The organism is Serratia sp. S4, from assembly GCF_000347995.1.
GTDB classification, from domain to species: Bacteria; Pseudomonadota; Gammaproteobacteria; order Enterobacterales; family Enterobacteriaceae; genus Serratia; species Serratia quinivorans.
In genome coordinates this window covers 2,162,395-2,187,587 of the sequence record NZ_KB661120.1, presented here as the reverse complement: position 1 = coordinate 2,187,587, position 25,193 = coordinate 2,162,395, and the positions used below count along the sequence as shown (strand labels likewise).

General features: G+C 50.8%; 21 protein-coding genes and 1 pseudogene. 13 read left to right on the top strand and 9 right to left on the bottom strand.

Annotation, left to right across the window (positions count from 1 at the left end):
* Positions 1–70 precede the first annotated feature (70 nt).
* The gene (locus SERS4_RS0110970; RefSeq protein WP_017892511.1) at positions 71–3,322 is read right to left on the bottom strand and encodes a hypothetical protein; all 3,252 of its coding nucleotides are present in this window, start codon (positions 3,320–3,322) and stop codon (positions 71–73) included.
* Between the two features lie 55 nt (positions 3,323–3,377).
* Positions 3,378–3,716: pseudogene (locus tag SERS4_RS27325) on the bottom strand (tyrosine-type recombinase/integrase); the annotation flags it as partial.
* Between the two features lie 229 nt (positions 3,717–3,945).
* On the opposite strand from SERS4_RS27325, the gene SERS4_RS26965 reads away from it, so the two are divergent.
* Positions 3,946–4,233 carry a hypothetical protein gene (locus SERS4_RS26965; protein ID WP_253275386.1) on the top strand — a complete coding sequence of 96 codons (288 nt, stop codon included), beginning with the start codon at positions 3,946–3,948 and terminating at the stop codon, positions 4,231–4,233.
* On the top strand, positions 4,233–4,673 hold the full coding sequence (locus SERS4_RS26255) for a hypothetical protein (RefSeq protein ID WP_071593007.1): 441 nt from the start codon (positions 4,233–4,235) through the stop codon (positions 4,671–4,673). The genes SERS4_RS26965 and SERS4_RS26255 overlap by 1 nt, the downstream gene beginning before the upstream one ends.
* A gap of 488 nt (positions 4,674–5,161) precedes the next feature.
* Here the strand turns inward: SERS4_RS26255 and SERS4_RS0110965 are convergent, their stop codons facing one another.
* A complete protein-coding gene (locus tag SERS4_RS0110965) occupies positions 5,162–6,061 on the bottom strand; it encodes an HNH endonuclease (RefSeq protein ID WP_017892510.1) in 900 nt (299 codons plus the stop codon).
* Between the two features lie 233 nt (positions 6,062–6,294).
* A complete protein-coding gene (gene icd, locus SERS4_RS0110960; RefSeq protein ID WP_012006449.1) occupies positions 6,295–7,548 on the bottom strand; it encodes an NADP-dependent isocitrate dehydrogenase in 1,254 nt (417 codons plus the stop codon).
* A 132-nt stretch (positions 7,549–7,680) separates the two neighbouring features.
* On the opposite strand from icd, the gene rluE reads away from it, so the two are divergent.
* The 5 genes from rluE to purB all read left to right on the top strand — a co-directional run bounded on the left by rluE (position 7,681) and on the right by purB (position 12,009).
* A complete protein-coding gene (gene rluE / locus SERS4_RS0110955) occupies positions 7,681–8,307 on the top strand; it encodes a 23S rRNA pseudouridine(2457) synthase RluE (RefSeq protein WP_026142325.1) in 627 nt (208 codons plus the stop codon).
* A 34-nt stretch (positions 8,308–8,341) separates the two neighbouring features.
* On the top strand, positions 8,342–8,788 hold the full coding sequence (locus SERS4_RS0110950; protein WP_017892508.1) for an NUDIX hydrolase: 447 nt from the start codon (positions 8,342–8,344) through the stop codon (positions 8,786–8,788).
* Between the two features lie 95 nt (positions 8,789–8,883).
* Positions 8,884–9,987, top strand: a complete 1,104-nt coding sequence (gene mnmA, locus SERS4_RS0110945) for a tRNA 2-thiouridine(34) synthase MnmA (protein WP_017892507.1) — start codon at positions 8,884–8,886, stop codon at positions 9,985–9,987.
* A gap of 2 nt (positions 9,988–9,989) precedes the next feature.
* Positions 9,990–10,616: a high frequency lysogenization protein HflD gene (hflD, locus tag SERS4_RS0110940; RefSeq protein WP_012006445.1), complete on the top strand. Its 627-nt coding sequence runs from the start codon at positions 9,990–9,992 to the stop codon at positions 10,614–10,616.
* A gap of 22 nt (positions 10,617–10,638) precedes the next feature.
* Positions 10,639–12,009, top strand: coding sequence for an adenylosuccinate lyase (gene purB / locus SERS4_RS0110935; RefSeq protein ID WP_017892506.1), 1,371 nt, complete (start codon positions 10,639–10,641; stop codon positions 12,007–12,009).
* Positions 12,010–12,060: 51 nt separating this feature from the next.
* On the opposite strand, the gene SERS4_RS0110930 is transcribed toward purB, so the two are convergent.
* The 3 genes from SERS4_RS0110930 to SERS4_RS0110920 form a co-directional block, all read right to left on the bottom strand.
* Entirely contained in the window at positions 12,061–12,762 is a 702-nt protein-coding gene (locus tag SERS4_RS0110930; RefSeq protein WP_017892505.1) for a GNAT family N-acetyltransferase, read from the bottom strand.
* Between the two features lie 20 nt (positions 12,763–12,782).
* Entirely contained in the window at positions 12,783–13,235 is a 453-nt protein-coding gene (locus SERS4_RS0110925) for a GNAT family N-acetyltransferase (protein WP_026142323.1), read from the bottom strand.
* Between the two features lie 123 nt (positions 13,236–13,358).
* Positions 13,359–14,876, bottom strand: coding sequence for a PLP-dependent aminotransferase family protein (locus SERS4_RS0110920; protein WP_017892503.1), 1,518 nt, complete (start codon positions 14,874–14,876; stop codon positions 13,359–13,361).
* Between the two features lie 294 nt (positions 14,877–15,170).
* On the opposite strand from SERS4_RS0110920, the gene SERS4_RS0110915 reads away from it, so the two are divergent.
* From SERS4_RS0110915 to SERS4_RS0110890, 6 genes are all read left to right on the top strand, one after another.
* Positions 15,171–15,887 (top strand): gluconate 2-dehydrogenase subunit 3 family protein, encoded by a 717-nt coding sequence (locus SERS4_RS0110915; protein WP_017892502.1) that lies wholly within the window; start codon positions 15,171–15,173, stop codon positions 15,885–15,887.
* Positions 15,888–17,666 carry a GMC family oxidoreductase gene (locus tag SERS4_RS0110910; protein WP_012006439.1) on the top strand — a complete coding sequence of 593 codons (1,779 nt, stop codon included), beginning with the start codon at positions 15,888–15,890 and terminating at the stop codon, positions 17,664–17,666.
* An 18-nt stretch (positions 17,667–17,684) separates the two neighbouring features.
* Positions 17,685–18,965 carry a cytochrome c gene (locus SERS4_RS0110905; protein ID WP_017892501.1) on the top strand — a complete coding sequence of 427 codons (1,281 nt, stop codon included), beginning with the start codon at positions 17,685–17,687 and terminating at the stop codon, positions 18,963–18,965.
* Between the two features lie 325 nt (positions 18,966–19,290).
* Positions 19,291–19,962: a two-component system response regulator PhoP gene (gene phoP, locus SERS4_RS0110900; RefSeq protein ID WP_012006437.1), complete on the top strand. Its 672-nt coding sequence runs from the start codon at positions 19,291–19,293 to the stop codon at positions 19,960–19,962.
* Between the two features lie 5 nt (positions 19,963–19,967).
* The gene (gene phoQ / locus SERS4_RS0110895; protein ID WP_026142322.1) at positions 19,968–21,425 is read left to right on the top strand and encodes a two-component system sensor histidine kinase PhoQ; all 1,458 of its coding nucleotides are present in this window, start codon (positions 19,968–19,970) and stop codon (positions 21,423–21,425) included.
* 84 nt (positions 21,426–21,509) lie between these two features.
* Positions 21,510–22,631 carry a cupin domain-containing protein gene (locus tag SERS4_RS0110890; protein WP_012006435.1) on the top strand — a complete coding sequence of 374 codons (1,122 nt, stop codon included), beginning with the start codon at positions 21,510–21,512 and terminating at the stop codon, positions 22,629–22,631.
* Positions 22,632–22,682: 51 nt separating this feature from the next.
* On the opposite strand, the gene SERS4_RS0110885 is transcribed toward SERS4_RS0110890, so the two are convergent.
* Positions 22,683–23,771 (bottom strand): malate/lactate/ureidoglycolate dehydrogenase, encoded by a 1,089-nt coding sequence (locus SERS4_RS0110885; RefSeq protein WP_017892499.1) that lies wholly within the window; start codon positions 23,769–23,771, stop codon positions 22,683–22,685.
* Positions 23,772–23,856: 85 nt separating this feature from the next.
* On the bottom strand, positions 23,857–25,086 hold the full coding sequence (gene pepT / locus SERS4_RS0110880; RefSeq protein WP_026142321.1) for a peptidase T: 1,230 nt from the start codon (positions 25,084–25,086) through the stop codon (positions 23,857–23,859).
* Positions 25,087–25,193 lie beyond the last annotated feature (107 nt).

The window sequence follows — 25,193 nt, the reverse complement described above, 5'->3', positions numbered from 1 at the left end:
GCATTAGTGAAGAGGCTATAGATTTGTTTAGAACCCGCCCCCTTAAGAGGCGGTATTCTTGGCAAACATTTTATTTACTGTTTATCAATTGCAATAATGGGATCTCAGCTACATCACTAGGAATATAGGGGTCATCTTCTTTTAAATTAACCCCAATACAATCAACATCATTTAACCCAATTTCCCAAGCCCACCTAACATCTAACGTACTCATTTCTATCCCTAAACTATCTCTTTGTGGATGCTCAGGAACAATATTTTTTAACATCGCATCACATCCAAGATAGAATTTTCCACAGGCCTGATACGCAGCAAGAAATCTTTCTAAGTTGACATTGCTATCAGGAGTCATCGTATTAATTCTACTGATCATTGTCATTCTTTTAGTTAATGGGGTTGTCATCATATTTTCAGATATCAGTACTCTATAATGAGTTGGGTTTTTAACTGAAATACCCTTGACAATACAAACCCGTAATCTGGCTTTACTATCTACCAAGCCTACTGATGATATAAGATCTTTAAAAATACCCTCACCTATATCGGGGTGTTTAAATAATAGATATAACCCTGGATAACACGATTTTAATTGAGCGAAGCCTACTCCTTGCCAGCGTGTTCTATCCCATAGACGAGGTTTGATTAGACTTTGTATTGAATAATCTTTATGTGTTATATTTTCGGAGTTAAGTTCCTCTTCAGGCATTTTTCCTTTACCAGGTGTTGGAGTATTTATATCCTCGTTCTCCAACACTTTCGGAAATTCACTATCCCAGGATTTATCTCTTAAAAGATGGTAAGTTTTCTTTTCAGCACTGGTGGAGTAAATTTTCTTAATTTGTTGATCAATATCATTTCCAAGAACATTTTCAATAGCTTTGATACAGGCTCCGAAACTAATTGCTCTATCAAATGCAGCATCTTCGAATATCATTTTTTCAATGTATTCTGTATTTTTTATAAAAAATAACTCAGGAAGCAGACCAAATACTATTTTTTTGAATTCATTGGTGATTTTTTGTTGAGCATCGATTCTAAAAGCACTTGTTTCAAAACCATTGCAATTTATAGTAAGGTTTAGCTTTCCACTATTGCTATTTATTTCATGTGATAAGGATAAGTCATCTTCATCATCTGCTATTACTTCAATAATTAAAAATGCTTCTTTCAAATGGATGTTATCAATCGTACAAGTTGCAAAAGCACTCTCTAAAAGTGCTAAGATACTAGTTGAAAACTCTATAAATGGTGACCGATTCGGAAAGTTAATTTCTATGGTGCATCCAGAAATAAAAGATGTATATATTCCTCGTTTATCATAGTTATCTTTTATGCCTTTACTATTGAATCCAGCATCAAAGTCACGTATTTTTTGCAAGAAATCATTATGATCTTTATCGGCAGTAACTTCGTACTCACGTTCAAAATCTTCAATATAACCTAAAGCATATTTAAGACATCCCGATGATACAAAAAGACCTAATCTATCGAGTTCATCGGGAGTATTACTCTGTCGATTTATTCCCTTTAGGTCAGTGTTAAAAATGAGTTGACTTATGTAAAAATCAACTTGCTGATTTTCTTTATCGCCGAACGAGCTATCACTGATATTCTGGTTAATTATTAAAAACAGTTCATACCATAAAAGGGCATGTGCTAATCTCCCTAATTTTATTTCTGTTAGGCATAAACTATAATAAATCTCAGCCTGCTTTAATGATATCTCATCATACTTCCAGTAGTTATCTGTAATCAAAGAAGCGGATAGAAGCAAGCATGAACGTGAACTCCATAGCAACCCAATGGATTCGTAAGCATAAGCAATAGCTTTTAATGCTAATATAAATTTATCTCGTGATTCCTCTTTATAGAGTGGAATAAAAGATTTTCCTAAATACTTGATTGCCTGATAAGGGTGACCATTTTGAATCCTCTTTATTCCTCTTCGTAGATTTAATAATGCCCCTTTAACTTCACCACCTCTAACAGCAGATTGCTCAGTCATATAGTCTAATAAATTTTCATATGCATCCACCTCGAAAAAAATGTCATCTAGTTCGTTCAAAAGTTGGAAGTGTTTCTCAAAAGGATAGCCTATTAAATTCCCACTATTTTTAAAAATTTCATGTAACTCTTCAAATACAACCGAAGCATCTTCTACATCTGAAAACGTTGTCAATTTATAAATAGCTTTGTGAGTTCTCGCTGTGAGTGCATTACTGGGACGTGATTCATCGTAAGCTATCTCATCTAGTTTAGCGAGCATATTACGTTCAATATTCTCAATGTCGATTGTAGATGTTGCGTTGTTAAGTCTAATATAACTTTTATGAACGGTTACTAAATTTAAAACCTTCTCCCATTTTGAGGAATTAGTTGATGATGTAATACTTTCATATGCAAATTGAAGATTTTCTTCGAAGAGATTAAAATCTTCCATCCAAAAATGAGACTTCCAGGCGTATTGATAATATGCATCTAGCAATTGTTGATTAGTCCCGAATTTTTTTGAGATTTTTATAGCTCTTTCAAATAGACCTTGTGTTTCAATTGGTGGTTTCTCAAGCTCAGCGCTTAACTCTGCAATTTCTAAAAATATATCCACCTCTTCATATGAAATTTCAGCAGGATTTATTTTCTCTCTAATATACTCGGTTAGCTCTTCATATTTCTTGTGTTTTTTATAATCATTTTCTCCAAAAATAACTTCTCTTTTATATTGTGTCGGAACTGACAATGAATCAATAGCCAATTGTTCAAAATTACTTTTGTAAATTTGATCTAATAGCCAATTAATATCTAATATACGAACATCTATTCCAGTTTTTGTTTTTAGTGTATCCTCAACCTCTGAACGAATATTGGACTTTGCAGATTGATTCGTTACGCAAAATACTTTAGCATACCCACGATCTGTTTCTTTTATCTTAAGTACATCTTCATGGCATTTTTTCTTCCAGTCTTTACGTGTACTTACCGCAAAGGCCCAACGTTCTTTATTTGATGCTTCATTAACACCTTCGAACCAAAGAAGCTTATTCTGTTCCGAAACAGGGAATGTTTGTGTGTCAGTTTTACCATCCCCCCCTGCTACAGGACCAGTTTGTTCAAGGAGATTAGGGCAAATAATTTTTTCGCATATTTTTTTTGCAAAATCTTCGAATTGTAATTCTTGACTTCTTGTATTTAGCGTAGAAAGGAAGTGTTCCAGTACAACTCTATCTAAAGTACCAGTCTCTCTGATTGTTGAATCAGAAAATTTTTCAGGGCGACGGCGCCTTAGAAATTCTTTAGATGAAAATTTGGTTTCCTGTACATTCATGATTGTGACGCTCCTCTTGCTATCGACAATAAACCTTTGTATGCATCAACTAGATTTATTGTTCATACTGCCTTTTTTTAAGAAAAAGTTGCGGAAGTTTATTTCTAGACAAGCTATCTATGTAATCACTATACCACTGCATCATCTGTTGTCTCCCTTCCAAATACTATGCATGATTGTAAGCCCCGTGAATAGCGTTCTTACCCACATGTGCAAGCTGTGTTTCGATCCATGCGGAGTTGAATCCTTCTTCATGCAGAATGGTACTCATTGTGTGACGAAAACCATGCCCCGTCAGCCTTCCTTTTTATCCTAATAGCTCAATTACCTGATTAATGCTTTCCTTTGAGATCGGCTAAGTACGATCATTACGTCCAATGAATACGATCGGATAGATGCACCTAATCTTATAACATCGTGTTTTCTATGTCCGTTCCTGGCACGAAACCGACCGTAGCGACATCAGCGAGCTGCTATGAGCGAGGAGCGGAGCTTGTTGCCTGCCTGCATTGGTCGTGACTTCCATGGACACTGAAGTTCGACAACTTACCAATTGATCTCTATACATAAAAAAGTGTAAATTACTGTATCAATTTCTGAAAACCAGCATCCGTGAGGAAATAATGAAAAAAAATCGTAGTTCACGTGGTCATGTGCATATATCAAATCCAAAGTTTACCGGAATCAGCATTACATTAGCCAAAAAAGATAACCCAGATAGAACGATAAAAGCCTCGATAAATTCAAAGTTTATTAATATAAAAAATGGGCGTGCATGTTTAAATCTCAAACAAATAAAAAAAGGTAGTTGGACAATAGTTTCAAGTGTAAATATTACCATTCCAGAAAACGTACCTAAAAGGACTACTAGCACAGGGCCTAAACGTGCAAACCTTAAGAAGGTACTGTAATGATTTTAGATAAAATACAGCAAACATACTATGCTGCAAGCAGTTCACTATCAAATATAAATAGGCAATCATGCTTAGGTGGGATTGCATTGATATGGTTATTCAAGGGAAGTATCGGCAAAAGTACATTAACAGACCCATCTGAATCTATCCTATTATTCCCTAATATATTATATTGGTCGTTAGTTTTCCTTGTTATATCTTTAATAATGGATTTTTTACAATATGCTGTAACCACTCTTATTTGGGGTGCATACGGCTACAGAAAGGAAAAATATCTTGAAAAGAATGGACTTGATAAGGAAACACATGTTTTAAAAGAACCTCCAGATTGTATAAATCACCCAGCGCTAATATTATTCTGGGTAAAGATAGCATTATCTTCCTTAGGATTTTATAAGCTAACTACATTTATGCTTACGATAACCATTGGATATTGAAAGATAATATAGTCATTTTTAACTCTTTCAACAGATTATCAAACTCATTAATAAACATATATTAGTAAGCCTGAAACGAAGAGTATGGATTAATAACCCTTGCTCTTCGTTTTCAGGAGTGTAGGAGTGTAATAGCAATGAACGTTAAAGTAGATATCATCGCGTGGCTTTTAAAGCAGCAGGACTGATTTAGGTAAGGTCCTTCAGGCAGTTGATAGTTACTGGACTTGCTGCATCGTCATATCCGATGGGGCGTCTGGGGTGTAGCATTGGAGCAGGCGACGACACTGCCTGCCATAATTAGGTGGCGGACGATTTCGGAAAAGTTCTAATCTGCGCCATGCAGAATGACACAAAGCATAATGTCGGCAACTTCCGCTTTTGCACAAAACTGCCCGTCAGATTGGTTTTGGCTCTGTCTCGTGTCGTGCCGTGCAAGATCAAGTCAAGCCTAAGCTAATATACTTGAGGGTTACCCCCTCAAGCTTTTACTCTTTCTCAAACCCAAAGGTCGCGCGATGCCGTTTTAAATATTTTTTATTCTCCCCAAACAACCCATCAATTTTTGAGTCCAAGGGGATTTTTAAATCTCGAAGCAGACTTGCAAATTCTTTCTTGTGCAATAAGAGCCCATTATCATCAAAACTGATCATGCCTCGGTCGAACAATCTGTCCAGATTAGGGATAAGGGGGAATCCGTTGTAAGGGTCAACTTTCTCTTTGTCATTTGAGATAGACCACGAAACAATATGGGACGCGGTTAGTATTGACTCAAGCGCAATGCCTGTTACCGCACATTTTCCGCCCCACTTCTTAAATAATTTATCGCGGTAGGGACCGTGACCAACGCGAGCCTGAATGACTGCTGCTTTAGTACTTCCTCTCGCCTCTTTCACCGTGGCAGTCTGTTTATTGAAGTCTATTGAAATGTTGTCGTTAATAAAACTTGCTATCAATTTTGCTGCAGCTTCGGGTATTTCGCACATGTAGGTCTGCGTGCAAAACCCGTTCTCAGCAAAAACCGTTGGCCGACTTAACTCATTAAACGCAGCCATAAACGTATCTCTGAACTGCAAAATATCGATTGGGTGCTCTAAAACGGTCAAATCTACATCTACTCGGGTTCCTTCACGCTCCCACTTATCAAAAGATCGATTAGGTGGCCGCGGTGCATCATCAGCATCGGCTGTAGCAATCGCTACATAGATAATCTCTCGATCCTTATTACAAAAGATGATGTCACCTGCTTTTACATCCTTCACTGTCTCCCAGGAGGCATAACTAAACTTTTTCCCATGCTTATTCATGCCATATTGTGGAGCCCAGAGAAAATTTTGTTCTTTAACCTCATTAAAACTGCTACCAATATTCACCCAGAAAAAGCTCATTAACACTCCTTGTAGAATTTTATCTCATGCCAAAAATGTAGTTGTAGGTAGTTTATCGTCCATTTCATCGCAAAGTTTAGACGCAGCTCAACCTTTAGATCTATACGTTCAAAAGCCCTAAAATGGCCGAGTTTTGATAACTAATTTTGATAATGTTTTGATAACCGTTGCAGTTTGAATAATAAAAAACGGGAACCATCAGGCTCCCGTTATCATTTAACGCTTAAACACTCTTACATGTGTTTAACGATAGCGTCGCCAAACTCTGAACATTTCAGCAGCTTAGCGCCTTCCATCAGGCGTTCGAAGTCATAGGTCACGGTCTTGGCGGCGATTGCGCCTTCCATGCCCTTAACAATCAGGTCAGCCGCTTCGAACCAGCCCATGTGGCGCAGCATCATTTCTGCAGACAGGATGATGGAACCTGGGTTCACTTTATCCTGACCGGCATACTTAGGTGCGGTGCCGTGGGTCGCTTCGAACAGTGCGCAATCGGAACCGATGTTGGCACCCGGTGCGATACCGATACCGCCAACCTGTGCGGCCAGGGCGTCGGAGATGTAGTCACCGTTCAGGTTCATACAGGCGATCACGTCGTATTCAGCCGGACGCAGCAGGATTTGCTGCAGGAAGGCGTCGGCGATCACGTCTTTAACCACGATCTCTTTACCGGTGTTCGGGTTCTTGATTTTCAGCCATGGGCCGCCGTCGATCAGTTCGCCACCAAACTCTTCACGCGCCAGTTCGTAGCCCCAATCCTTGAAGGCACCTTCGGTGAACTTCATGATGTTGCCTTTGTGAACCAGGGTCACAGAGTCACGGTCGTTGGTGATTGCGTATTCGATCGCTGCACGAACCAGACGTTTGGTCCCTTCTTCAGAGCATGGCTTCACGCCGATACCGCATTGCTCTGGGAAGCGGATTTTCTTCACGCCCATTTCGTCGCGCAGGAACTTGATCACTTTGTCTGCTTCGGCAGAACCGGCTTTCCATTCGATACCCGCATAGATGTCTTCGGCGTTTTCGCGGAAGATCACCATGTCGGTCAGCTCTGGCTGTTTAACCGGGCTTGGAGTGCCCTGGTAGTAACGCACCGGACGCAGACACACGTACAGGTCCAGTTGCTGGCGCAGGGCCACGTTCAGGGAGCGAATACCGCCACCGACCGGGGTAGTCAGCGGGCCTTTAATGGCAACGCGGTAGTCACGGATCAGATCCAGGGTTTCTTCCGGCAGCCACACGTCTTTCCCGTAAACGTGAGTGGATTTTTCGCCGGTGTAGATTTCCATCCAGGAGATTTTACGTTCGCCGTGGTAGGCTTTTTTTACTGCTGCATCAACCACGTGAATCATAGCAGGGGTAACGTCGACGCCAATGCCGTCGCCTTCGATAAACGGAATGATCGGGTTATTCGGAACAACCAGTTTACCCTGGGCATCGACCGTAATCTTTTTACCTTCTGCCGGAACAACTACTTTGCTTTCCATCAACCTCTCCTTCAAGCGCAATTTTTGTTAATGCTTTGTAAGATGCGTGTAGATACTACTGGAATTTTCTGTCCGCGCCAATCCGAAACGGATTCGGTTATAATGCGCCTATCATCCGTAATCTCAACTGTTATGAAAAAATTCCCTGTTAGAAATCACAAAGTTAAACGATTCAGCCAGCCTGCCTCCGCCAAACCCGCTGTCGCACAGGGGCCGCGTCGCGTGGTGTTATTCAATAAACCCTTCGATGTACTGCCGCAATTTACCGATGAGGCCGGCCGCACCACGCTGAAAGAATTCATTCCGTTTCCTGATGTTTACGCCGCCGGACGTCTGGATCGCGACAGCGAAGGATTATTGGTATTAACCAATGACGGCAAGCTGCAGGCGCAGCTCACGGAGCCAGGTAAACGTACCGGCAAAGTGTATTACGTGCAGGTAGAAGGCGCGCCGCAGGACAACGATTTAGTCTCTTTACGTAACGGGGTCACGCTCAAGGATGGCCCGACGCTGCCGGCCGGTGTGGAGTTGGTGGCCGAACCGCAGTGGCTATGGCCGCGCAATCCGCCGATCCGCGAGCGCAAGTCGATTCCAACTACCTGGCTGAAAATCACCCTGTATGAGGGACGAAACCGTCAGGTACGTCGCATGACTGCACATATCGGCTTCCCTACCCTGCGGCTGATTCGCTACAGTATGGGTAATATTTCATTGGGAGAACTGCAACCCGGTGAATGGAAATGCCTTGATTCACTTTAATCCGCCCGTCAATCCGTCGCTGTAAGGGTCCGTTATGTTTAAACCGCACGTTACCGTTGCCTGCGTGGTTCACGCCGCCGGCAAATTTTTAATCGTCGAAGAGACCATTAACAGTAAGGCACTCTGGAACCAGCCGGCCGGTCATCTTGAAGCCGACGAAACGCTGGTACAGGCCGCCGAACGCGAGCTGTGGGAAGAAACCGGCATCCGCGCCACGCCGCAGTCGTTCCTCAAGCTGCACCAGTGGATCGCCCCGGACAACACGCCGTTTCTGCGCTTTTGCTTTGTCATCGAGCTGGAGCAGCAACTGCCGACCGAGCCGCACGACAGTGATATCGACCGCTGCCTATGGTTGAGCGCCGAAGAGATTTTGCATGCGCCCAACCTGCGCTCCGCTCTGGTCGCCGAAAGCATTCGTTGTTACCAGCAGCCGGAACGCTACCCGCTGTCGCTGGTCAGCAGCTATGACTGGCCATTCTGAGATGAATAAGTGCCGTGCGCCGACGAGGGCAACGTGGTAAAATCCTGCGCTTGTTTTTTATCAGCACGGTTAGTGTTCAAGTTCGCGAGATCCCCATGTCAGACAACAGCCAGAAAAAAGTAATCGTCGGTATGTCCGGCGGCGTCGACTCTTCCGTTACTGCCTATCTGTTACAGCAACAGGGCTATCAGGTCGCTGGGCTGTTTATGAAGAACTGGGAAGAAGACGACGATGAAGAGTACTGCTCCGCAGCGACCGATCTGGCCGATGCACAAGCGGTATGCGACAAACTCGGCATCGAACTGCACACGGTGAATTTCGCGGCAGAGTACTGGGACAACGTGTTTGAACTGTTCCTGGAAGAGTACAAGGCCGGCCGCACGCCGAACCCGGACATCCTGTGCAATAAAGAAATCAAATTCAAAGCCTTCCTGGAATTCGCCGCAGAAGATCTGGGGGCGGACTTTATCGCCACCGGCCACTACGTGCGTCGCCAGGACGTGGACGGCAAAAGCCGTCTGCTGCGCGGTGTCGACGGCAACAAAGACCAGAGCTATTTCCTCTACACCCTGAGCCACGAGCAGGTTGCACAAAGCCTGTTCCCGGTCGGTGAGCTGGAAAAACCAGAGGTGCGCCGCATCGCTGAACAGCTGGAACTGGTTACCGCCAAGAAAAAAGATTCCACCGGTATCTGCTTTATCGGCGAACGCAAATTCCGCGATTTCCTCGGCCGTTATCTGCCGGCTCAGCCAGGGCCGATTGTCAGCGTCGACGGCCAGACCGTCGGTGAACACCAGGGCCTGATGTACCACACCCTGGGCCAGCGCAAAGGGTTGGGCATCGGCGGCATGAAAGACAGCAGCGAAGATCCATGGTACGTGGTGGACAAAGACGTCGCCAACAACGTGCTGGTGGTCGCACAGGGGCATGAGCATCCACGCTTGATGTCCGTTGGGCTGATTGCCCAGCAACTGCATTGGGTCGATCGCCTGCCGCTGAGCGGGCCATTCCGCTGTACGGTGAAAACCCGTTATCGCCAGCAGGATATTCCTTGCACCGTCACCCCGCTTGACGAACAACGCATTGAAGTGCGTTTCGACGAGCCGGTCGCCGCCGTCACCCCAGGTCAGTCAGCCGTGTTCTATCAGGATGAAATCTGCCTCGGCGGCGGTATTATCGAACAGCGTTTACAGGAGTAATCGTGGCGAAGAACTATTATGACATTACGCTGGCGATGGCCGGGATCAGTCAGACCGCACGTCTGGTCCAGCAGTTGGCGCACGAAGGCCAATGCGATCGCGAAGCCTTTCATACCTCGCTAAGCAGCCTGCTGCAGATGGATCCCCCTTCCACGCTGGCGGTGTTCGGCGGTGAAGAACGCAATTTGAAAATGGGTCTTGAGACGCTGATGGGCGTGCTCAATGCCAACAATAAAGGCCTGGCCGCCGAGTTGACCCGCTACACCATCAGCCTGATGGTGCTGGAGCGCAAACTCAACGCCAACAAACAGGCGATGAACCAGCTTGGCGAACGTCTCGGTCAGCTTGAACGCCAACTGGCGCATTTTGATCTGGAATCAGACACCATTATCAGCGCGCTGGCCGGCATCTATGTCGACGTCGTCAGCCCGCTTGGGCCGCGCATTCAGGTGACAGGTTCACCGGCTATCCTGCAGAACCCGCAGGTGCAGGCCAAGGTTCGCGCCGCACTGCTGGCGGGCATCCGTGCCGCCGTGCTGTGGCAACAGGTTGGCGGTAGCCGCCTGCAGTTAATGTTTTCCCGTAATCGTCTGTTTAAACAGGCGCAAAATATCGTTGCTCATTGTTAATAGATCCCAGGAGTTGCTACCGATGGAATTATCCTCACTGACCGCCGTTTCACCCGTTGATGGACGCTACGGTGATAAAGTCAGCGCACTGCGCACCATTTTCAGCGAGTACGGTCTGCTGAAATTCCGTGTGCAGGTTGAAGTACGTTGGCTGCAAAAACTGGCCGCCTGCGCAGAAATCAAGGAAGTTCCGGCTTTTGACGCCGACGCAAACGCTTTCCTCGACAAGATCGTCGCAGAGTTCAGCGAAGAAGACGCGCAGCGTATCAAGACTATCGAACGCACCACCAACCACGACGTGAAAGCGGTTGAGTATTTCCTGAAGGAAAAAGTGGAAGCGGTCCCTGCCCTGCAGGCGGTGTCCGAGTTTATCCACTTTGCCTGTACCTCCGAAGACATCAACAACCTGTCGCACGCGCTGATGCTGCAAACGGCACGTCAGGACGTGGTGCTGCCGTACTGGCGTAAAATCATCGATTCGATCAAGGGCCTGGCTCTGGAATACCGCGATATTCCGCTGCTGTCTCGTACCCATGGCCAACCGGCCACCCCGTCCACCGTCGGTAAAGAATTCGCCAACGTCGCCTACCGCATGGAGCGTCAGTTCCGTCAGCTTGAGCGCGTGGAAATCATGGGCAAGATCAACGGTGCAGTCGGCAACTATAACGCCCACATCGTCGCTTACCCGGAAGTGGACTGGCATGTGTTTAGCGAAGAGTTTGTTACCTCGCTGGGCATTATCTGGAACCCGTACACCACTCAGATCGAGCCGCACGACTATATCGCCGAGCTGTTTGACTGCGTTGCGCGTTTCAACACCATCCTGATCGACTTCGACCGTGATATCTGGGGCTACATCGCTCTGAATCACTTCAAGCAGAAGACCATCGCCGGTGAAATCGGTTCTTCTACCATGCCGCACAAGGTTAACCCAATCGACTTCGAAAACTCCGAAGGCAACCTGGGCCTGTCAAACGCGGTACTGGGCCATCTGGCCAGCAAACTGCCGGTTTCCCGCTGGCAGCGCGACCTGACGGACTCCACCGTGCTGCGCAACCTGGGCGTTGGCCTGGGTTATGCGTTGATCGCCTACCAGGCGACCATGAAAGGCATCAGCAAGCTGGAAGTGAACCAGGCACACCTGCTGGACGAACTGGATCACAACTGGGAAGTGTTGGCCGAGCCGATCCAAACCGTAATGCGCCGTTACGGCATCGAAAAGCCATACGAGAAACTGAAAGAGCTGACTCGCGGCAAGCGCGTGGATGCTGCCGGCATGCAGACGTTTATCGATAGCCTGGCGCTGCCGGAAGAAGAGAAAACTCGTCTGAAAGCCATGACCCCGGCTAATTACATTGGCCGCGCGGCGACCATGGTCGATGAATTGAAGTAATCGCTATACTGCTAAAACAAAGAGGCGGCCAAATGGCCGCCTCTTTGACATCTATCCCATCAACTCCTGCAGCCGTTGTTTCTGCTGCCCTTGCGCATTGAAGTTGTCAGGGTTCAGCCACTGCTCAAACCCCGCCTTGATCGTCGGCCAGCGGTCGGCGGTAATGGCAAACCAATCGGTATCGCGACTGCGGCCCTTGGTGATCAGCGCATACCTGAAAGTGCCCTCATAATTGAAGCCAAATCTCGCCGCTGCCCGTCTGGAGGGGGCGTTATGGCTGTCGCACTTCCATTCACAGCGGCGATAACCCAAGTCCTCAAACAGGTGTCGCAACATCAGATAAATCGCCTCGGTGGCGCTCGAGTGCTGCTTCATCGCCGGTGACCAACTGACATGGCCAATCTCCGCCACGCCGTTAGCTTCATCGATGCGCATATAGGCAACCGTCCCGACCGGACTCTGGCTTACGCGGTCAAACACCGTCAGGTTCACCAACGTGGGGTTCGCCTGCAGGGTGTTCAGATGCTGCAACATGGCAGCAAGGCTTTCCGGCCGTTCTATCGATAAATAGGTCCAGTCGCGGCCATCGGGTGCCTGCTGGAAAGCACTGAACAACGCGGCATGGTCGCGCTGTGGCTCAAGCCGTTCCAGGCGACAAAAGCGCCCGTCAAGCGTCTCACCGCCGGGCCGTTTCACCGCCTGCCAATCGGCTAATGGCTCACCCACCGGCTGGCCGAATTGATTGATCACCATAAAGCCTCCGCAACCTGCAGTTAACGTTCGTAAATAATAAACGAAGTTCTTTTGCCTATTTTATCGTACAGCGAACGGGCTGGAGAATTATATTCCTGCGTCGCCCAATAAACCCGATCGCAGCCCCTTTCATCTGCCAACCGATAAGCCTGATCAAATAATTTTTCAGACACTTTCTTGCCGCGCGCCGCGGGTGAAACATAGAGATCTTCAATATAACAATAACCGACAGAACTCCAGGTTGAAGGGTGGAATATAAGATTCATCAATCCCAACAGCTTGCCGTCTTTATCTTCCGCCACCAGGCCATAAACCTGCGATTCTTCACATAAACGCTCGAAGGTATGGTCGGTAACCTGCGCCGAAATATCCGCCCGATAAAAATGAAGATATCCCTGCCAAAGATCCAACCATTGTGACTTATCATCGGTTTGTATTCTGCGTACTACTACTTCATTGTTTACTGGATGCATGTTGCCTCACGGGTTTTTCTAAGAGAAAGTAACGTAATACCAACAGGATACACCGGTCAACGCAGCCTGAACACAGACCAATTAATAACAACGAGCAGACCAATTTTAGCGACCTGACTGCCTTTAGCCTGGCACCGGTAACGAATCAAAAATGCAGGATAACTTTTTGATAAATTTTACAATCTCGTCGGGTGTATAGGCAGCAAAGCCAAATACCAACGCCCCTTCACTTGGCGAATGGGTATAAAAATCAATCAACCCGTAGACCCTCATGTCCTGCGCTGCGGCAGCCTGAATCAACCGCCGCTCGGTAGCCGCGTCCTTCAATGGGCAAACCAATTGCAGCCCGCCCTGCGGTAACCGTGGTTGAGTCCAGGCGGCAAGATACTGATGCACCGCCGCATGCAAAATCTCCAGCCGGGCCTGATATATCTTGCGCATATTCCTTAAATGTTCGGCATAGAAATCTTCATTGATAAATTTAAATAACGTCATTTGCGGCAGGGCCGAAGTATATCCATCCTGGAATTGTTTGGCGGCCACCATGGGTTTAATTAGCTGTGGCGGAACAATAAGAAAACCAATGCGCAATCCTGGAAAAAGGCTTTTGCTGAAAGTACCGATATATAAAGTTCGCTGATATTGATCCAGCCCCTGTAAGGCAGCGGTAGTCAGGCCGTTATAATTGAATTCGGAATCGTAATCATCTTCAAGGATCCAGGCCTTTTCACGCTGCGCCCATGCCAACAGTTTTAATCTTCGTTCAATACTGAGTGAATGCCCCAGCGGATAATGGTGGGACGGCGTAATATAAACGCCCCGTCCGCCCTCTTCGGTGTTTATTAACGCATCAACATCCATACCGCAGGGATCCACCCCTATCGGCTGGGCGATTAATCCCGCCGACTGAACCAGCTTTTTAGCGCCCTGATAGCCGGGTTCTTCCACAAAAACCCGGTCGCCGGGATTAAACAGCACCTGAGTACACAGCGAGAGAGCCTGCTGGGAGCTGGTCACCACAATCACCTGTTCCGTGCCGGCTTTAACCCCTCTTTCGCGCCGCAGATACTCGATGATTTCCTCTCTCAACTCCACCAGCCCCTGTGGATCGGCATAGCCCAGCAGGTATTCCGCCCCCTGTCGCACCGCCTGTCTTTCCAGTTGCAGCCAGCTGTCGATGGGGAACAAGCGCAAATCGGGCAATGAGGGGGTCAATGAGCCGCTGCGGCGGGTATGCGGAGCATGGGCGGCAATCAGCAAGGAACGACCATGCGCACTCAACTCCCGCTCCACCAGCAAGGCCTGGTCGGTGCTGTCAGTGGCCAGCAGTTCACGACCGATCAGGGTATCTTGCTGGTAGCTGACAAAGCTACCGCGCCCAACGGCACGGGCAATATAGCCCTCCGCTTCCAGTTGGGCATAGGTCTGTTCGACGGTATCGCGTGAAACCGCCAATCGAGCCGCCAGAACCCGGCTGGGCGGCAGCTTTGCCAGGTAGCTCAATTCGCCCGCCGTCACCTGCTGTTTGATTGTCAGATGCAGCGCAGCCTTACGCGTCATTCCTTGTCGTAAATGCTGAATAAAGCTTGCCTGTATCGCATCTGGAGAAACGTCCTGCTGGCTGTCACCGCTGTGTTTCATGCTATTCCTGCTCAGAGATCTTCCCTACCGCTGGAGGATAAACCAGCGCTGGAGATGTTGAATAATTGATCTAAATCAATCTAGTTGTGAACAAAATGTTTTGAAACAGATCATCCATTGTTTCATTCAGAGCGCCAGCCCTAAACTAATACAACCATACCAGTAGCTTGCTACTAATGTGGTTATCTACTTTTAATTACCCATCCCCGCCTGTTTGCCGCTGCTGGATAGCAGCGGCGTAGGTCTGTATTGCCTGCGCGGGCATTTATTGTGAAGCATGTTCAAGGTGGAATTATGTCACAACAGCACAACCCTACGCCGCCCCGGCGTAACTTTCTCAAAAAGACCCTGGCGTTAATCCCGTTGGCTGCCGTCGGTAGCAGCATTCTGGCACTGGATGCCAAGGCGGCCCCCGCTGCCGGTGTAGCGGATCACTATGTGCCGGTCTATTTCAACGCCGACGAATGGCGTTTTCTGCTGGCGGCCTGCGATCGGCTGATCCCCACTGACGATAACGGCCCCGGCGCGGTCGATCAGGGCGTACCGGTATTTATCGATCGTCAAATGGAAACCCCTTACGGCCACGGCGGCTTGTGGTATATGCACCCGCCGTTCGTTCCCTCCCCGCCACAACTGGGTTATCAGTCCAAGCTGACGCCGCGCGAAACCTACCGAATCGGCATTCACGAAATCAATGCGCACTGTCAGCAACAGTTTCAAAAAACGTTTGCCGATCTCGAACACGCCGAGCAGGAACAACTGCTGGCGGCGCTGGAGCACGGCCAGTTGGATACCGAAGACTTGCCCGGCAAGGCGTTTTTTGACCAGTTACTCGCCAACACCAAAGAGGGCTATCTGGCCGATCCGCTGCACGGCGGCAACCAGACGCTGGCGTCATGGAAAATGATCGGTTTCCCCGGCGCGCGTGCGGATTACACCGACTGGGTCAATCGTCCCAATCAGCCTTATCCCCTTGGCCCGGTCAGTATCTCAAGCAAAAGGAATGCATAAATGAGCGCAATTAAAAAGCCACCGGTAGACGTGGTCATCGTCGGATTTGGCTGGACCGGCGCCATCATGGGGATGGAATTAACCGAAAGCGGTTTGAGCGTGCTGGCGCTGGAGCGTGGCGAGCAACGCGATACCTACCCGGACTTTGCCTATCCGCGCATTGCCGACGAACTGACCTACGGCATTCGCATGAAACTGATGCAGGCAATGGCCAACGAGACGGTCACCGTGCGCCACACCCCGGCAGATTTCGCCGTGCCCTACCGTCAACTGGGCTCATTTTTGCCGGGTAATGGCGTTGGCGGTGCCGGCGTCCACTGGAACGGCATGCATTGGCGGGCTTTGCCCTCCGACTTAAAGCTACACACCACCCTCAACGAAAAATACGGTGCCAAATGGATCCCGGAAGGCATGACGCTGCAGGACTATCCGTTGAGTTACCAGGAGCTGGAACCTTACTTCGACAAGTTCGAAAAGGTCTGCGGCACCGCGGGTAAAGCCGGCAATCTGCGCGGGCAAATCATCAAGGGCGGCAACCCGTTCGAAGGGCCGCGCAACAGCGAATATCCCACTCCGGCGCTGAAACGGCTCTATTCCGGTTCGCTGTTTGCCCCCGCGGCGGAATCACTGGGTTATCACCCCTTCAGCGTGCCAGCCGCCAACTGCTCCGAGCCTTACACCAATCCCTATGGCGTACAGCTCGGCCCCTGCAACTACTGCGGTTACTGCGAGCGCTTCGGCTGCTTTATGTATTCCAAGGCCTCGCCGCAGAGCACCATCCTGCCGGTGCTGACCCAACGTAAAAACTTTGAGCTACGTACCCAGTCGCAGGTAATCAAAGTGAATCTGGACAGCACGGGCAAGAAAGCCACCGGCGTCACCTACATCAACGCTCAGGGGCAAGAGGTGGAGCAACCGGCCGATCTGGTGATCCTCAGCGCCTTCCAGCTACATAACGTCCGCCTGCTGCTGCTGTCCGGCATTGGCAAACCTTATAACCCGGTGACCGGCGAAGGCGTGGTCGGCAAGAATTACGCCTATCAGATGAACAGCAATATTTCGCTGTTCTACGACAAGGATATCCACTTCAATCCCTTTATCGGTGCCGGGGCCGCCGGTACGGTGATCGACGATCTGAACGGTGAGAATTTCGATCATGCCGATTTGGGCTTTATCGGCGGCGCCTATATCTCCGCCACCCGCACCGGCGGCCGACCGCTGCAGCAGATGATGCTGCCGGCGGGCACCCCAACCTGGGGCAGCGGCTGGAAACAAGGCATCAAAGATAACTATCTGCACAGCATGAGCATCAACTCCGAAGGCTCGGTGATGCCGTACCGCGATTGCTATCTGGATTTGGATCCTACTTACAAGGACGGTTACGGCCTGCCGCTGTTGCGCATGACTTTTGACTGGAAGGACAACGAGATCAAGATGACCCAGCACATCACCGGCAAAATGGTGGATATTGCCAAAGTGATGAAACCCAAGCAGATGTCGGTCTCAGTGATGAAAGCCGGCGATCATTACGACGTGCGGCCTTACCAGTCGACCCATACCACCGGCGGGGCCATTACCGGCGATAATCCGGCCACCAGCGTGGTGAATAAATACCTGCAATGCTGGGACGTGCCAAACGTGTTTGTCACCGGTGCCTGTGCCTTCCCACAGAATCTGGCCTATAACCCCACCGGCATCGTTGGCGCATTGGCCTATTACTCGGCAGAGGCGATCCGCACCCAGTATCTGAAAAATCCCGGTCCCCTGGTTCAGGCCTGATAGCATAAGGAGCTTCACATGAAAGGACTTACCCCCTCGCTGCTGGCGCTGTTGATGCTGGGTGCCACCACGGTGCAGGCGAGCGACGATCCACAACTGGCGGCCCGGCTGCAACACGGGGAATACCTGGCACGCGCCGGTGACTGCGCCGCCTGCCATACCGGCCCCGGCGGCCAGCCCTTTTCCGGCGGCCTGAAAATGACCACCCCGGTCGGCGCTATCTATTCCACCAACATCACGCCGGACAAACAAACCGGCATTGGCGAATACAGCCTGCAGGAATTCAGTGACGCATTACGCAAAGGCGTTGCTCGCGACGGCACCCGGCTCTACCCCGCGATGCCCTATCCTTCGTTCGCCAAAATCAGTGATGGAGACATACGCGACCTCTACCTGTATTTCACCCGACAGGTTAAACCCGTGGTTCAGCAAAATAAGGACAGCGATATCCCCTGGCCGCTGAGTATCCGCTGGCCGCTGGCCCTGTGGAATCTGGCCTTTCGGGAGGACGGTGCCTATCGGCCGGACGTGACAAAAAGCCTCGACTGGAATCGCGGCGCCTATCTGGTTCAGGGGTTGGGCCACTGCGGCTCCTGCCATACGCCACGGGGTATCGGTTTCCAGGAAAAAGCGCTCAGCCAGAGTGACGACGCCTATCTGACGGGTGGCACGCTGGAAGGCTGGCATGCCGCCAACCTGCGGGCGGACGCCGTGAGCGGGCTGGGCAAGTGGAGCGCGGAAGATATCACCCGCTTCCTGAAGACCGGCCATAACCGGCGATTTGCCGCTTTCGGCTCAATGATTGACGTCGTGCAAGATAGCACTCAGCACCTGAGCGACGCCGATTTACGCGCCATCGCCGCTTATCTGCAATCATTGCCGGCCGTCAATAAGGAAAAACCGCTGGAGCTGGATGGAGGCGCGACCAAAATGTTGCTAAACGGCAACGTCAGCCAGCCGGGTGCCCAGACCTATCTGGATAACTGCGCCGCCTGCCACCGCAGCGACGGCCAGGGTTATCGCGATACCTTCCCACAGTTGGCGCACAACCCGGCGCTGTCAAGCGACGATCCGTCCTCGCTAATCAGCATTATCCTCAAGGGTTCCCGCACGCCGGTGACCGTCGGCGCGCCAACCGGGCTGACCATGCCGGACTTTGGCTGGCGCCTGGACGATGAACAAATTGCTCAGCTCGCGACCTTTATTCGCCACAGTTGGGGCAATGATGCATCGGCGGTGACCGCCGCTCAGGTGCAGGAGATCCGCAAAAACAGCGTCACCAAACCAGAGCATCCTTAAAATCTGCCAGGGGCCCAGCCGATTGGGCTCCTGTCTTTTTCTCACAGCCCTTCTCGTTTAAGTTTGGTTTAACTTCTCATGGGCATTGTTTATCCAACGTTTATTGGACGTTGCCGATAATGACCACGCACCAAAAATCGATAGCGCTTATTTCCTGCCAAGGCTCTGCGTCCCTTGCGGTAAATGCCGGTTATACCTACCATAACGTCAATATCACGATCAGATGGCCAAGGTTGTTGCACGCTATCCCTCACACGCTGCCGAGCGTGTTACCTTTACAGCGTGGGTGACAGGATGTTCACCCGCAGATTTACAGGAGTCCGCCATGCGAGTACTGGTTGTTGAAGATAATGGTTTACTGCGCCACCACCTCTCCGTACAGATGCGTGAAATGGGCCATCAGGTTGATGCAGCAGAAGATGCCAAGGAAGCCGATTATTTCCTGCAGGAGCATGCGCCGGACATCGCGATTGTCGATCTCGGCCTGCCGGGTGAAGACGGCCTGAGCCTGATCCGCCGCTGGCGCGCCCACCAAATGAAATTACCGATCCTGGTGCTGACCGCCCGTGAAAGCTGGCAAGACAAGGTAGCGGTGCTGGAAGCCGGTGCCGATGACTACGTCACCAAGCCGTTTCATTTGGAAGAAGTGATTGCCCGCATGCAGGCGTTGATGCGCCGTAACAGCGGCCTGGCTTCCCAGGTGATCGTCTTGCCGCCGTTCCAGATCGACCTTTCGCGCCGTGAGCTGAGCGTCAACGAACAGCAAATCAAACTGACCGCGTTTGAATACACCATTATCGAAACCTTAATCCGCAACGCGGGTAAAGTGGTCAGTAAAGACTCGCTGATGTTGCAGCTGTATCCGGATGCCGAACTGCGTGAAAGCCACACCATCGACGTACTGATGGGCCGTTTGCGTAAAAAGGTGCAGGCCGAATATCCACAGGAAGTGATCACCACGGTTCGTGGCCAGGGCTATCGTTTTGATGCGAAGTGAACATGATGTTCAACAAAAATAAAAAGCCTTTTTCCCTACGAGCCCGCTTTTTGATGGCTACCGCCGGGGTGATCCTGGCGCTGTCGCTGTCCTATGGTCTGGTCGCGGTCGTGGGTTATATCGTCAGCTTCGACAAAACCGCCTTCCGCCTGCTGCGTGGTGAAAGCAACCTGTTCTTCAGCCTGGCCCAGTGGAAAGACAACAAACTCACCATCGCCATTCCGCCCGATATCGATCTCAACTTCCCTACCCTGGTGTTTATTTACGACGATAAGGGTAAGCTGCTGTGGAGCCAGCGCCAGGTACCGGAACTGGAAAAACGGATCAACAAAGAGTGGCTGGAAGAGTCCGGTTTCTACGAAATTGACACCGATACCCGCATCAGTAGCGAAGTTCTGGGTAACAACCCCAAGGCGCAAGATCAACTCAAAGACTATGACGACAACGACCAGAATGCGCTGACCCACTCCGTGGCGGTCAACACCTACGCGGCGACCGCAAGATTACCGGCGCTAAGCATCGTGGTGGTCGACACTATCCCGCAAGAGCTTCAGCGTTCAGACGTCGTCTGGGAATGGTTCAGCTATGTGTTGCTGGCTAACCTGCTGTTGGTGGTGCCCCTGCTGTGGCTGGCGGCCTATTGGAGCCTGCGACCGATCCAGGCGTTGGTGAATCAGGTCGGCGAACTGGAAAACGGTGAGCGAGATCAGCTCGATGAGAACCCCCCCAGCGAACTGCGCGGGCTGGTACGCAATCTGAATATTCTGGTTCGCAACGAACGCCAGCGCTATACCAAATACCGCACCACGCTTTCCGATCTGACCCACAGTCTGAAAACCCCGTTGGCGGTACTGCAAACTACATTGCGCTCACTGCGCACCGGCAAGCAAACCACCATCGAGGAAGTCGAGCCGATTATGCTGGATCAGATCGGACGTATCTCTCAGCAAATTGGCTACTACCTGCACCGCGCCAGCATCAACTCCGGGCAAACGGTGCTGACACGCGAGATCCATTCGGTACCGGCCCTGCTGGACAGCCTGACGGTGGCGCTGAACAAGGTATATCAGCGCAAAGGCGTGGTGATCACGCTGGATATCTCGCCGGAAGTGACCTTTATGGGTGAAAAAAACGACTTTATGGAAGTGATGGGCAACGTACTTGAAAATGCCTGTAAGTACTGCCTGGAATTCGTTGAAATCACCTCCCTCCACTCCGATAAATATCTCACCATCGTCATCGATGACGACGGTCCGGGTATTCCGGAAAGCAAACGCGAGTTGATTTTCCAGCGCGGCCAGCGGGTAGACACTTTGCGCCCCGGTCAGGGCTTGGGATTATCGGTAGCGGCGGAGATTATTGAGCAGTACGACGGCTCCATTACCATCAGTGACAGTCCGCTGGGCGGCGCACGTATGCAGGTCACTTTCGCTCGCCAGCATGACTCCCACCATAACGAGTAAATTCTGTTGCTCAGGCCCCGATCCACGGGGCCAAACTTCCGTTATAATCGCACTCAGGCTCACTCCTCTATCCTGGAATAGAAAATGGATTATCAATTAGATCTGGACTGGAACGATTTTTTGCAACGTTATTGGCAAAAGCGTCCGGTGATTCTGAAGCGTGGCTTCAAAAACTTTATCGATCCGATCTCCCCGGATGAGCTGGCTGGGCTGGCGATGGAAAACGAAGTGGACAGCCGTTTGGTTAGCCACCAGGACGGCCGCTGGCAGGTCGCTCACGGCCCATTTGAGAGCTTTGACCACCTGAGCGAGAACAACTGGTCGCTGCTGGTGCAGGCAGTCGATCACTGGCATGAGCCTTCCAGCGCGCTGATGCGCCCGTTCCGCCAACTGCCGGACTGGCGAATGGACGATCTGATGATTTCGTTCTCGGTGCCGGGCGGCGGTGTTGGCCCGCATTTCGATCAGTACGACGTGTTTATCATTCAGGGTACCGGTCGCCGTCGCTGGCGCGTGGGCGAAAAAGTGCCGATGAAGCAGCATTGCCCGCACCCGGACCTGCTGCAGGTTGAACCTTTCGACGCCATTATCGATGAAGAAATGGAACCGGGCGATATTCTGTATATTCCGCCGGGCTTCCCGCATGAAGGCTACGCGCTGGAAAACGCCCTGAATTACTCGGTGGGCTTCCGCGCACCGAATGGTCGTGAACTGATTAGCGGCTTTGCCGACCACGTGCTGGCACGCGAACTGGGCAGCAAACGTTACAGCGATCCGGATATTCAACTGCGTGAGCATCCAGCACAAGTGCTGCCGCAGGAAGTCGACGCCCTGCGCCAGATGATGTTGGATCTGGTTGAGCAACCGGAACACTTCCAACAGTGGTTCGGCGAGTTTATCTCCCAGACGCGCCACGAGCTGGATGCCGCGCCGCCGGAGCCGCCTTACCAGGCAGGCGAAATCTACGAACTGCTACAGCAGGGCGAGCCATTACAACGTCTGGGTGGCCTGCGCGTACTGCGCGTTGGTGATCAGTGCTTTGTGAACGGCGAACTGATGGATACCGAGCATCTGCAGGCTGTCGATGCCATGTGCCAGAACTTCAGCGTTAATGCCACCCAGTTGGGTGACGCGGTGGACGATCCGTCGTTCCTGGCGCTGCTGACCGCGCTGATCAATAACGGCTACTGGTATTTTAAAGACTGAAGCTGAAGTCATTCTGATAAGGCCACCCGCCCCCAGGCGAGTGGCTTTTTTTTATGCTCGCAGCGCCTGCGTCAGGTAAGCATCAAGCTCCTCGTCCGGCATGCCCGCCTGTCTGGCTGCCGCACAAATCTGCTGCCAGGTATTGGCATCTATCGGGATCCCCTGTTGCAAGCGTTGCTCGCGATTCGCCTCTTCCCACTCCCCCGGCACCTCAATCGGCCGACCGTCACTTGGCGGTGAGGCTTTCACCCAGTCAATAAACGCCTCAGCCTCGCTTTGCATCTCTGGTGCCGCAAAGGCCTCAGGGTTGAGGATAATGGTGGTCATACAGTTGAAAATGGCGTCGCTGTTGGATTTCAGCGTAGCACTATGGGTAGTTCGCCCGCCCGACAGTGCACCGCCGAGGATCTCGCACAGGGCGGCCAGCGCATAACCTTTATGCGCACCAAAGGGCAGCAGCGAACCAAACGGCTGCTCGTGCATCACCTTGGGTTCGTCTGTGGGTTGTCCATGCTGGTCAATCAGATAGCCCGGCGCGACGGTGAGACCTTTGTTGTAGGCCACGCGGGTTTTACCAAAAGCGATGCCGCTAGTAGCGAAATCCAGCAGCAGCGGCTTTTTACCGGGACGGGGGAAAATAACGCAGAAGGGGTTAGTACCAAAGCGACGATCGCTGCCGCCAAAGGGTGCCACCATAGGGTCGCCCACGACATTGACGAAGTGAATAGAGATAAAACCGGCGCGTGCACACTGTTCAGCCCAGTGGCCAATACGGCCGATGTGATGCGAATTGTTTAATGCCACCGCCGCCAGCCCCAGTTGCCTGGCTCGTTCGATGCCTTTATCCATCGCCTCACTGGCGACCACCTGGCCGAAACCCTGACCACCGTCGATCGTCAGGACCGCACCGGCGTCGCGTACCACCAGGGCATGAACGTTAAGCTGTAAATGCCCCTGCGCCAGCGATGCCATATAGCTCGGGATCATGCCGACGCCGTGGGAGTCGTGGCCGGCCAGATTGGCCTGAACCAGATGTTCGGCCACTAGCCCGGCCTCTCGCTCGGTACTGCCGGCATGGCGCCAAATCGCCTGCACAAACTGCTCAAGACATTGGCGATCGATACGGTGTTCAGTGCTCATGATACGGCTCCTGGTGCGGAAAATATGTTCTACACTAGGAGCAAATCATTGTTACGGCAAGCAATTATAATAATCGCAATCGGGGCTATTTGGCGCGTTCTGCCGTCAGCGCAGCGATGCGCATAATCACGGCCACTGCTTGCTCCATCCCTTCAAGGGAAACAAACTCATGCTTGCAATGATAGTTATAACCGCCGGTAAACAGATTCGGACAAGGCAGACCGCGAAACGATAACTGAGCGCCGTCAGTGCCGCCGCGAATCGGCTTCATCACAGGTTCAATATCGCAATCGCGCATGGCCTGTTGCGCCAACGCAATCACATGGGGATGCTCTGCCACCTGTTCGCGCATGTTGTAGTAGCTGTCTTCTATCGTCACTTCGATATAACAATCCCGCGGCAGACCTTTGCCCACCTGCTTGGCTACCTCAAACATCCGGCGCTTGCGGGCCTCAAAACCCTCACGCTCGAAATCACGCAGAATATAGTGCATTTCGGCGCGCTCAACGCTGCCCTTGAGGCTGCTGAGATGATAAAACCCCTGATAATCGGCGGTGGTTTCCGGCGTTTCATCCGCCGGTAGCGCCTGCTGAATGCGGGTTGCCAGTGACAGGGCATTCACCATCACCCCTTTAGCGCTCCCAGGGTGAACATTATTGCCGACAATTTTCACCGTCACCGACGCCGCATTGAAATTCTCGCATTCCAATTCACCGACACCACCGCCATCTACGGTATAAGCCCACTCGGCGTTGAATTGTGCAACGTCAAAAAATCGTGCGCCCTTGCCCACTTCTTCGTCCGGCGTAAAAGCCACGCGAATATCGCCGTGGGGGATATTGCATTGCTGCAACCGCACCATGGCGGTCAGAATTTCGGCAATGCCTGCCTTGTCATCGGCACCGAGCAGCGTTTTGCCGTCGGTAGTGATCAACGTCTGCCCCAGCATCTGGTGCAGGATCGGGAACATCACCGGCGATAACACCTCATCGCCAATGCCCAATGCAATATCGCCACCGCGGTAACTTTCGACGATCTGCGGGTTAACGTGTTTGCCGGTAAAATCCGGCGAGGTATCCAGATGAGAAATAAAACCGATGGCCGGTACGGACCAGGCAACGTTGCCCGGTAAAGTGCCCATCACGCAGCCATGCTCGCTGAGCGACACCCGTTCAAACCCCAGTTCAATCATTTCTTGCTGCAACGCGCGCGCCAGCTTCATTTGCCCGTCGGTACTCGGCACATGTTTGACGTTCGCTTTGGATTGCGTGTCGAATGAGACGTAGTTAAAAAAACGATCTAGTAGTTTATCCATGGTATCCGCCCTCAGAATATCGCGTTTCATTATGCGGAACCGATCAGGATCAAATATTGCGACAGGTCATTTTTAGCCAGATTTAACGGAAATCATTAAACCTTGTG